The sequence below is a fragment of the Kitasatospora sp. NPDC059327 genome (assembly GCF_042752535.1).
Taxonomy (GTDB): domain Bacteria; phylum Actinomycetota; class Actinomycetes; order Streptomycetales; family Streptomycetaceae; genus Kitasatospora.
The window spans coordinates 20,651-30,775 of sequence record NZ_JBHYYB010000105.1 but is presented as its reverse complement, the minus strand read 5'-3'; the positions used below and the strand labels follow the sequence as shown (position 1 = coordinate 30,775).

The 10,125-nt window shown below is 71.4% G+C and carries 3 protein-coding genes; all 3 read right to left on the bottom strand.

Going from position 1 to position 10,125, the window contains the following annotated elements; all coding sequences use genetic code 11:
* Window positions 1-3,660: amino acid adenylation domain-containing protein (locus ACFXHB_RS37495; RefSeq protein ID WP_380580322.1), on the bottom strand; the 3,660-nt coding region annotated here is incomplete at its 3' end.
* Between the two features lie 53 nt (window positions 3,661-3,713).
* Window positions 3,714-3,941 carry an MbtH family protein gene (locus ACFXHB_RS37490; protein WP_380580320.1) on the bottom strand — a complete coding sequence of 76 codons (228 nt, stop codon included), beginning with the start codon at window positions 3,939-3,941 and terminating at the stop codon, window positions 3,714-3,716.
* Between the two features lie 167 nt (window positions 3,942-4,108).
* A complete protein-coding gene (locus ACFXHB_RS37485; protein WP_380580318.1) occupies window positions 4,109-10,114 on the bottom strand; it encodes an amino acid adenylation domain-containing protein in 6,006 nt (2,001 codons plus the stop codon).
* Between the last annotated feature and the right edge of the window lie 11 nt (window positions 10,115-10,125).

Genomic DNA, 10,125 nt, shown 5'->3' with positions numbered 1-10,125 from the left:
GGTGGAGCCTGAGGTGTAGATGACGTAGGCCGGCCGGTCCGGGTCGTGGACGAGGTTCGGCGTCGTGGTGGGCAGGTCGGTCAGGCCGTTGTCGTGGGTGTCGAGGCGGATGACCCGTGGGCCGGCCGTGGGGTCGAAGCGGTCGTGGTGGTGGGTGTGGGTGAGGACGACGCGGGCGCCGGCGTCCTGGAGCATGGCGGTCAGGCGTTCGTCGGGGTGGGTGGGGTCCAGGGGGAGGTAGGCGGCGCCGGCTTTCCAGGTGCCGAGCAGGGCGGCGGACAGGTCCGCGCCGCGGTCCAGGAGGACGCCGACGACGGATTCGGGGCCGATACCGAGGCCGGTGAGCAGGTGTGCGACGCGGTTCGCGTGTTCCTCCAGGCCGGAGTAGGACAGGGTGGTGCCGGCGGCGGCCACGGCGACCGCGTCCGGGGTGAGCGCGGCCTGGCGCTCGATCAGCTCGGGCACGCTCACCTCCCCACCCCCCGGCCGGGCCGTCGCGTTCCAGCCCTCGAACGACACCAACTCCCCACGCGACACCAGCGAGACGGCGTCCAGCCGGCCGCGCGGGTCGGTGGCGAAGGACTCCAGCAGGCGGACGAAGCCGTCGGCCATCCGCTCGACGGTCGAGCGGTCCAGGAGCGAGGTCGCGTACTCGAAGGTGCCGGCCAGTGAGCCGTCGGCCTGACGCTTCATGTAGAGGGTCAGGTCGGTCTTGGCGATGGTCAGGGCTTCCTGGATCGAGGTCAGGTCGTCGGCACCGTCCTCGGATCGCGGGGCCTCGCCGAAGAGTTCGTCGTGCAGGTCGAAGGCGACCTGGTAGAGAGGGGTGCGGGACATGTCGCGGTCCGTCGCGAGCTCGTCCACCAGCCGCTCGAACGGCAGCTGGTTGTGGGCGAATGCCTCCCGGCAGGTGTCGCGCAGCCGGGTGACGGCCTCGATGTAGCTGAGGTCGCCCTCCAGCCGGCAGCGCAGCACCAGGCTGTTGAGGAAGAAGCCGACCATGCCTTCGAGTTCGGGACGGTTGCGGGAGGTCACCGGCGTGCCGACCGGGACGTCCCACTGGCCGCTGTAGCGGCTGAGCAGGGTGGCGAAGGCGGTCAGCAGCGTCATGAACGGGGTCGCGCCCTGCTGTCGGCCGATGCCGAGGAGGGTTTTGGCGACCGGGGCGGGGACGGCGAAGGGGACGGTGTCGCCGGCCGCGGAGCGCACGGTCGGGCGGACCCGGTCCAGCGGCAGTTCGAGGGCGGTCAGGTCGTCCAGCACCGAGTGCCAGTAATCGAGTTCGTGCTTGACGACCTCGTCGGTGAGCTGCTCCTCCTCCCAGGTCGCGTAGTCGGCGTACTGGACGGTGAGCTCGGGCAGCTCCGAGCCGCGGCCGGCGGCGCGGTCGGTCAGTAGGGTGCGCAGCTCGCGCTCCAGGATGCCGGCGGACCAGCCGTCGAAGGCGATGTGGTGGACCGTCACCAGCAGGCCGGCGGGCTGGTCGGGGAGCCGGACGAGCACGGCCCGGATGACCGGGCCGCTGGTCAGGTCGAAGCCCCGGCCCAGCTCCTCGCGCAGCAGCGCGGTGAGCTCCTCGCGGCGGGTCTCGCGGATCCGGACGGGCACCGTGGCGGCGGTGGCCGGGATCTGGACGGGCTCGCCGTCCACCGCGGTGTACGTGGTGCGCAGGATCTCGTGCCGGTCGACCACGGTGTCGACGGCCTGCCGCACGTCCTCGGTGACTGCGCCCTCGGGGACGCGCAGCCACAGACCGGTCACCCACTCGGGGTTCTGCGGTTCCATCTTGTCCAGGAACCAGAGCCGGCGCTGGCCGAAGGAGAGCGGGAGGGCGCCGTCCCGGCCGATCGGCAGGACCGGGTCGGACGGGGCGCCGCCGGGCGCGAGCAGCTGGGCCTGCGACTCGACGGTGCCAGCGCCGAACAGGGCGCGCAGCGGGATGTCCTGGCCGGAGGCGGCGCGCAGTTGGTTGGCCAGCATGGTCAGCTGTAGGGAGGAGACCCCGAGCCGGAAGATGTCGTCGTCCACGCTGAGCGGCTCGGTGCCGAGGACGGCGGCCCAGGCTCGGGCGACCTGGCGTTCGGCGGCGGTGCGTGGGGCGACCCGCTCCTTCTGGGCCGGTTCGGTGACCGAGTCGGGGGAGGGGAGGGCGGCCCGGTCGACCTTGCCGTTGGCGGTCAGCGGGAACTCCGCAACCCGGACGAAGACCGAGGGGACGTGGGTGGTCGGGAGCCGCTCGCGCAGGAACGCGCGCAGCTCGTCGTGGGAGATGTCGTCCTCGCCCCGTACGTAGGCGGCGAGCAGGTAGCCCGCAGTGCCGCGGAAGTAGGTGATCACTGCGGCCTGGACCGCGGGGTGCGCGGCGAGTGCGTTCTCGATCTCGCCCGGCTCGATCCGGACGCCGTTGATCTTGACCTGGTGGTCGGTGCGGTCGACGTACTCCAGCGTGCCGTCGGGGCGCCAGCGGACCAGGTCGCCGGTGCGGTAGAGGCGGGTGCCGGGTTTGCCGTACGGGTCCGGGACGAACCGCTCGGCGGTGAGGCCCGGCCGGCTCAGGTAGCCACGGGCGACGCCCGCGCCACCGAGGAACAGCTCGCCCACCACGCCGACCGGCACCGGTACGAAGGTCGGGTCGAGGACCAGGACCTGGGTGCCCTTGATGGGGCGGCCGATCGGGATCGGGCCCGAGGTCTGCGAACCGTCGAAGAGGTGCTCGGTCGCGTTGATGGAGCACTCGGTGGGGCCGTAGCCGTTCCAGACCTCCAGCTCGGTCTGCCGGCGCGCCCGCTGGACCAGCTCGGCGTGCAGCGGCTCGCCGGCCGACAGCAGCAGGCGCAGCGAGGTGCAGTCCTGCCAGCCGGGTTCCTCGACCAGCAGTCGCAGGACCGAGGGGACCACCTGGAGGACGGTGATGCGGTTCTCCGCGACGGCGCGGACCATCGCGGCCGGATCCGACTCCACCCCGGTGGGCGCCATCACCACGGTCGCGCCGCCGATCAGCGGGGCGAACAGCTCCAGGGCGGAGGCGTCGAAGGTGAGTGTGGTCTTCTGCAGCACCCGGTCACCGGCGGCGATCCGGTGCACCTCGGCGGTGCGGCGGGTGATGTTGGCGATGCCGGTGTGGCTGATCACGACGCCCTTGGGGCGCCCGGTAGAGCCGGAGGTGTACATCACGTACGCGGCGTTGCCCGGGGCCACCTCGGCGGCTGGGGCGTTCTGCGGCTGGCTCGCGATCTCCTCGCGCAGGTCGTCGAGCACCAGGGTACGGACGCCGGGCCGGTTCACCGCCTCCGCCGACCGACGGTCGGCGACCACCAGGTCGGCCCCGGTGTTCTCAAGGACCCACGCCGTGCGGCTGTGCGGGTGGTGGGCGTCGAGCGGCACGTACGCGGCGCCGGCCTTCCACACCGCGAGCAGTGTGACCAGCAGGTCGGTGCCGCGCTGCATGCAGACGCCGACCAGCCGTTCCGGGGCGGCGCCGTGGGCGACCAGGAAGTGCGCCAGCTGGTTGGAGCGCGCCTCCAGTTCGCCGTAGCTCAGGTCACCCCCGTCGGCGCTGACTGCCACGGCGTCCGGCGCAGCCGAGGCTTGGTCGGCGATCAGCGCGTAGGTGAGCGAGGACTCGCCGACAGGGGCGCTCGGCTGCGGCTGGCTGGACATCTACATCCTTTGTGTGGTGAGCGGCGGTGGCGGTGGAAGACAGGTGACGGGTGCTACTCGGCGGCTGCCCTGGCGGCCTCCTCCATCCGGCGGCGCAGGCTCAGCGGACGCATGTCGGTCCACACGGAGTCGATGCGCGCCAGGCACTCCTCCTCGGATCCCACGGTGCCCTCGGCGGTCCAGCCGGCCGGCAGGTCGCGGTCGGCCCACCAGATCGAGTACTGCTCCTCCTCGTTGAGGACGACCCGGTAGGTGGGCCCAGAGGTCTGTGTGTCGGCCATGGTGAAGTACTCCGAATGTCTTGGGAACGGGCGGCCGGGCAGGGGCCGGCACGGTTGCACGGACTAGCTCACCAGCGCGGCTCCGCCGGTCGGCATACTCCGGCTATATGAGCGCTATATCGGGCGCCTTACGCACCACCCCGGGGGCTCGGCTCCGGGTCGGTGCGTCAGGCGCCGTAGCCGCCCCACTCGACCAGGAGCTGGTGGCGCTCCTGCGGGGTGAGGATGTTGACCTGGCCGACGCCCAGCTCCGGTTGGTCGGCGATGGTGCACAGCAGGCCTTCGAGCCGGGAGAGCCAGAGGCCGGCGTCCTCCGCGGAGAAGGCGTCGGTGCGGTAGCCGAGCCGCAGGGTGAGCCGGGCGCCGGGGATCACCGACAGGGCGAGCGGGTAGTGGGTGGCGTCGACCGCCTGGACCCCGGCGAGCCGCAGGCCCTCGGTGGGGGAGTGCCAGCCGGAGGCGTCCAGCGGGTAGCTCTCGAAGACCGTGGTGGTGTCGAACAGCGTTCTGGTCCCGGCCAGTTGCTGGATCTCGGTGAGCCCCAGGTAGTGGTGGTCGATCAGTTGGGTCTGCTGCTCCTGGACCCGGGCCAGCAGTCGGGCGATGGTCTCGTCCGACTGGAGCCGGACCCGGACCGGCAGGGTGTTTATCAGGAGACCGACCATCTTCTCGATGCCGGGGACCTCTGGGGGGCGCCCGGAGACGGTGGTCCCGAAGACCACGTCCTCCCGCGAGGTGGTGCGGGCCAGCAGGATGCCCCAGGCCGCTTGGACGACCGTGCTGAGCGTGGCCTCGCACTGGCGGGCCCGCTCGGTGAGCCGGGTGGTGACGTCCTCCGGCAGCTCGGCGACGAGCAGTTCGGGCAGTACGCCGGCCCGGTAGGCCACGTCGGGTGCGACCAGGGTGGGGCCCTCCAGGTCGGCCAGCTCGGCCGACCAGGCGGCGCGGGCCGCGTCGAGGTCCTGGGTGGCGAGCCAGCTCAGGTAGTTGCGGTACGGGGTGACCTGCGGCAGGCCCGCGTCGTCGCCCTGCCGGGCGTACAGCTCCAGCAGTTCGCTGAACAGGACGGCTGAGGACCAGCCGTCCCACAGGATGTGGTGGTTGGTCAGGACGAGCCGGTGCCGCTCCGGGGCGAGTTTGACCAGCAGGAAGGAGAGCAGCGGTGGTCGGCGGAGGTCGAAGCCGCGGTCGCGGGCCCGGGCAGCGAGCCGTTCGACCTCGCCCTGACGCTCGCCCTCGCGCAGCTCCGTCAGGTCGGCCTCGGTCCAAGGTAGTGGGAGATCGCGGAGAATCAGCTGGACCGGGCGCTTGAGGCCGTCGTGCTGGAAGGCGGCCCGCAGGTTGGGGTGGCGGTGGAGCAGCCGCTCCGTAGCCAGCCGCAGCGCCGCCGCGTCCAGCTTCCCCTCGAAGTCGAACGCCACCTGGGCCGTGTAGACGTCGGTGTCGCGCTCATCCAGCAGGGAGTGGAAGAGGAAGCCCTCCTGTAGCGGGGAGAGCGGCAGCACGTCCTCCAGGCCGGGGTAGGTGGCCTCGTACACGTCCAGTTCGTCCTGGGTGAGGTCGACCAGGGGTAGGTCGGAGGGGGTGTGGCCGGTGTTGCCGTGGCGGACGTGGGTGACCAGGCCGTGCAGGGCGTCCTGCCAGAGCTGGGTCAGTTCGTGGACATCGGTCTCGGTGAGGAGGCCGTCGGGCCAGGACCAGGTGGCTTCGAGGACGGGGCCGTGGGGTCGTTCGTGGGTGATCGCGTTGACCTCCAGGGCGTGCGTGAGCGGCATGTTCGGGTCCGCGCCGCCGCCTGCCAGGCCGCGCTCTGGCAGGACGTTCCAGTCGCGGGGTGTGCTGGTGCCCATTCGGCCCAGGTAGTTGAAGGCGATCTGGGGGGTGGCGAGTGGTTGCAGTGTGGCGGCGGTGGTCGGGTTGAGGTGGCGTAGCAGGCTGAAGCCGAGGCCGTTGTCGGGGGTGTGCCGGAGTTGTTCCTTGACCCGTTTCAGGGCTGAGCCGGTGGCGGGTCCGCCGGTGCGGTGGGTTTCCGGGTCGCAGGGTCCGGGATCGATCCGGACGGGGTAGAGGGTGGTGAACCAGCCGATGGTGCGGGAGAGGTCGACGGTCGGGTCGGGTTCTTCGCGGCCGTGGCCTTCGAGGTCGATGAGGATGCCGGTGTTCCGGGCGGGGTCGTTCCTGTTTCGCCAGTGGGAGGTGGCGAGGGCGAGGGCGGTGAGCAGGGCGTCGTTCACTCGTCCGTGGAAGGCGGCGGGGACGGTGGTGAGGAGGGCTTCGGTGGTGTCGTTGGGCAGGGTGGTGGTGTGGTGTCGTGCGGTGCGGGCGGTGTCCTTGGTGGGGTCGAGGGTGCGTCGGCCCAGTAGGGGTTCCTCGTCTTGCAGGGTCTTTTGCCAGAAGGGCAGTTCGGCGGTCCGTTGTGGGGAGGTGGCCTGTTCGGTGAGGAGTTCGGCCCAGCGGCGGAAGGAGGTGCCGACGGGGTCGAGGGTGATGGGGCGGCCGGCTTGGAGGGCGGCGGTGGCGGTGGCGAGGTCGGGGAGCAGGATGCGCCAGGAGACGCCGTCGATGACGAGGTGGTGGGCGATGAGGAGGAGGCGTCCGGGTTGGTGGGGGCCCTGGTCGAGCCAGACGGCTTGGAGCATGGTGCCGGTGTGGGGGGCGAGGCGGTGTTGGGCGGTGGTGGTTTCGTGGGTGGTGAGGTCGTCGAGGGCTTCGGTGGTCAGGTCGGCGGCGTCGACGCGGGTGACGCAGGACGCGGCGGCGACCGAGTTGGTGGGTTGGATCTCCAGGGTCCAGTCCGGGTCGGTTCGTATGGTCATGCGTAGGGCGTCGTGGTGGTCGAGGAGTGCTTGGACGGCCTGGGTGAGGTGTTCGAGGGTCAGGCCGGCGGGGGTGCGGATGACGACGGACTGGTTGAAGGTGCCGGTGTCGCCGCCGTTGTCGGCCAGCCAGCGGATGATCGGGGTGAGTGGGAGCGCTCCGGTGCCGGAGTCGTCGTGCGCGGGTGGGGTCGTCGGCTCGGGACTGCGGGCGATCCGGGCGAGTGCTTCGACGGAGGGGTTGGCGAAGACCTCGCGTGCGGAGAACAGCAGGTTGGCCTGGCGGGCACGGGAGACCAGCTGGATCGCCATGATGCTGTCGCCGCCGAGGTCGAAGAAGGAGTCCTCGGGGTTGACTCGTTCCAGGCCCAGTACTTCGCGGAAGACGTCGCCTAGCAGGTCCTCGCGCGGGGTGCGGGGGGCGCGGCCGGCGCTCTCGCCGGTGTAGTCGGGGGCGGGCAGGGCACGTTTGTCGATCTTGCCGTTGCCGGTCAGCGGGAGTGTGTCCAGGACGACCACGGCCGTGGGCACCATGAACTCGGGCAGCTCGGCGGCGGCGAAGGTCCGCAGCTCGACCGGGTCGACGACGGTGGTGGGCGTGGGTACCGCGTAGGCGACCAGTCGCTTGACGCCGGGGCGGTCCTCGCGGGCCAGCACGGTCACCTGACCGACCGTCTGGTGTCGGGCGAGTACGGCCTCGATCTCGCCGAGCTCGATCCGGAAGCCGCGGATCTTCACTTGTTGGTCGGCGCGGCCGAGGTATTCCAGCTCGCCCTGGTGGTTCCAGCGGACGAGGTCGCCGGTGCGGTACATCCGCTCGCCCGGCGCGCCGAACGGGCAGGCCACGAACCGCTCGGCGGTGAGGCCCGGGCGCTGCCAGTAGCCGCGAGCCAGGCCCGCACCGCCGACGTACAGTTCACCGACCACCCCCGGCGCGCACAGCTCCAGCCGGGCGTCCAGGACGTAGGCCCGGAGATCGGGGATCGGGACGCCGATCAGGCTGCCCCGGTCGCGCTCCGCTGCCTCGCGGTCCAGCGGCAGGTAGGTGACGTGGACTGTGGTCTCGGTGATTCCGTACATGTTGACCAGGACCGGCGCCCGGTCGTCGTGCCGCAGGTACCAACTGCGCAGCCGGCCGAGGTCGAGTGCCTCGCCGCCGAAGACGACGTAGCGCAGCGCCAGTTGCGAGCCGAGCTCCGGGTTCGCCGCCTCGGCCTCCATCAGCTGGTAGAACGCGGACGGTGTCTGGCTGAGCACAGTCACCCGCTGCTCGACCAGCAGGGCGAGGAAGTCTTCCGGTGAGCGGGAGACCGCGTGCGGTACGACGACCAGCCGGCCGCCGTACAACAGCGGGCCCCACAACTCCCACACCGAGAAGTCGAAGGCGTAGGAGTGGAAGAGCGTCCACGTGTCGTCGGGGCCGAAGGCGAACCAGTGCTCCGTCTCGGTCATCAGCCGGACCACGTTCCGGTGCGGGATCACCACGCCCTTGGGGAGGCCGGTCGAGCCCGAGGTGTAGATCATGTACGCCGGGTTGGTGTCGCGCAGCGGTCGGCGGCGGTCCGCGTCGGTCGGGTCGGTCGCCAGGCGCGCGGCGATCGCCGCCGCGGTGGCGGGGTCGTCCAGCAGCACCCGCGGCGCGTCCCCGGTGACCGCGGCGACGGCCTCGGAGGTGGTGAGCACACAGCTCGGCCCGGCGTCCCGGAGCATGTACTCCAGGCGCTCGGCCGGGTAGTTGGGGTCGATCGGCAGATAGGCGGCGCCCGCCTTCTGGACCGCGAGCACGGCGGTCACCAGCTCCGCCGACCGCGGCAGGGCCAGGGCGACGAACTGCTCGGGCTCGACCCCGGCGGTGATCAGGTGGTGAGCCAGGCGGTTCGCCCGGGCGTTCAGTTCGGCGTAGGTCAGCGTGGTTCCTTCGAAGACCACGGCGACGGCGTCCGGTGTCTGCGCGACCCGGGCCTCGAACAGCTCGGGGATGGTGCCCTCGGCGCTGCCTGCAGGCGTGCCGTTCCACTCGACCAGGAGCTGGTGGCGTTCCTGCGGGGTGAGGAACCCGACCGTGTGCGAGGGGCGTTCGGGCTGCTCCGCCATCGCCTGGAGCAGTCGCCGCAGGCGGCTGAGGTGCTGCTCGGCCTGCTCGGTGGTGAAGGCGTCGGTGCGGTAGGCGAGCCGAAGCACGAGCCGGGGGCCAGGGATCGCGGCAAGGGTGAGCGGGTAGTGGGTGGCGTCGACCGCCTGGACCCCGGCGAGCCGCAGGTCCTCGGTGGGGGAGTGCCAGGCGGAGGGGTCCAGCGGGTAGCTCTCGAAGACCGTGGTGGTGTCGAACAGCGTGCTGGTTCCGGCCAGTTGCTGGATCTCGGTGAGTCCCAGGTGGTGGTGGTCGGTCAGCTCGGCCTGCCCGCACTGGAGCCTGGTCAGGAACTCCTGAACGGTCTCGTCGGTGCGCAGCCGCACCCGGACCGGGAGCGTGTTGATGAACAGGCCGACCATCCGTTCCACGCCGGGCAGCTCTGGCGGACGCCCGGAGACGGTCGCGCCGAAGACGACATCGTCGCGTCCGGTGGTGCGGGCCAGCAGGATGCCCCAGGCCGCCTGGATGACCGTGCTCACGGTGGCCGAGCACTGGCGGGCGAGTGCGCCGAGCTGTGTGGTGAATTCCTCGGACAGTTCGATGGTCCGTTGCTGGGGCAGTACGCCGGCCCGGTCGGCCACGTCGGGTGCGACCAGGGTGGGGCCCTCCAGGTCGGCCAGTTCGGCCGACCAGGCGGCGCGGGCCGCGTCGAGGTCCTGGGTGGCGAGCCAGCTCAGGTGGTTGCGGTACGGGGTGACCTGCGGCAGGCCCGCGTCGTCGCCCTGCCGGGCGTACAGCTCCAGGAGCTCGGTGATCAGGATCGGCATCGACCAGCCGTCCCACAGGATGTGGTGGTTGGTCAGCACCAGGCGGTGATGTTCCTCGCCGAGCTTGAGCAGGAGCAGGCGCAGCAGTGGGGGACGGCGGAGATCGAACTTCCGGGTGCGGTCCGCTGTCGCGAGGCGTTCCGCCTCGTCCTGGCGTTCGGCTTCGCCCAGTTCCGTCAGGTCGGCCTCGGTCCAGGGCAGGCGGACGTCGCGCACCACGACCTGGATCGGGCGCTTGAGGCCGTCGTGCTGGAAGGCGGCCCGCAGGTTGGGGTGGCGGTGGAGCAGCCGCTCGCCGGCCGCGCGCAGGGCCGCCGGGTCCAGCTTCCCCTCGAAGTCGAAGGCCAGCTGGGCGGTGTAGACGTCGATTCCGTCTTCGTCGAGCAGCGCGTGGAAGAGCAGCCCCTCCTGCAACGGCGAGAGAGGAAGTACGTCCTCGATCCGTGATCTCTTCATCGTCGATCCCT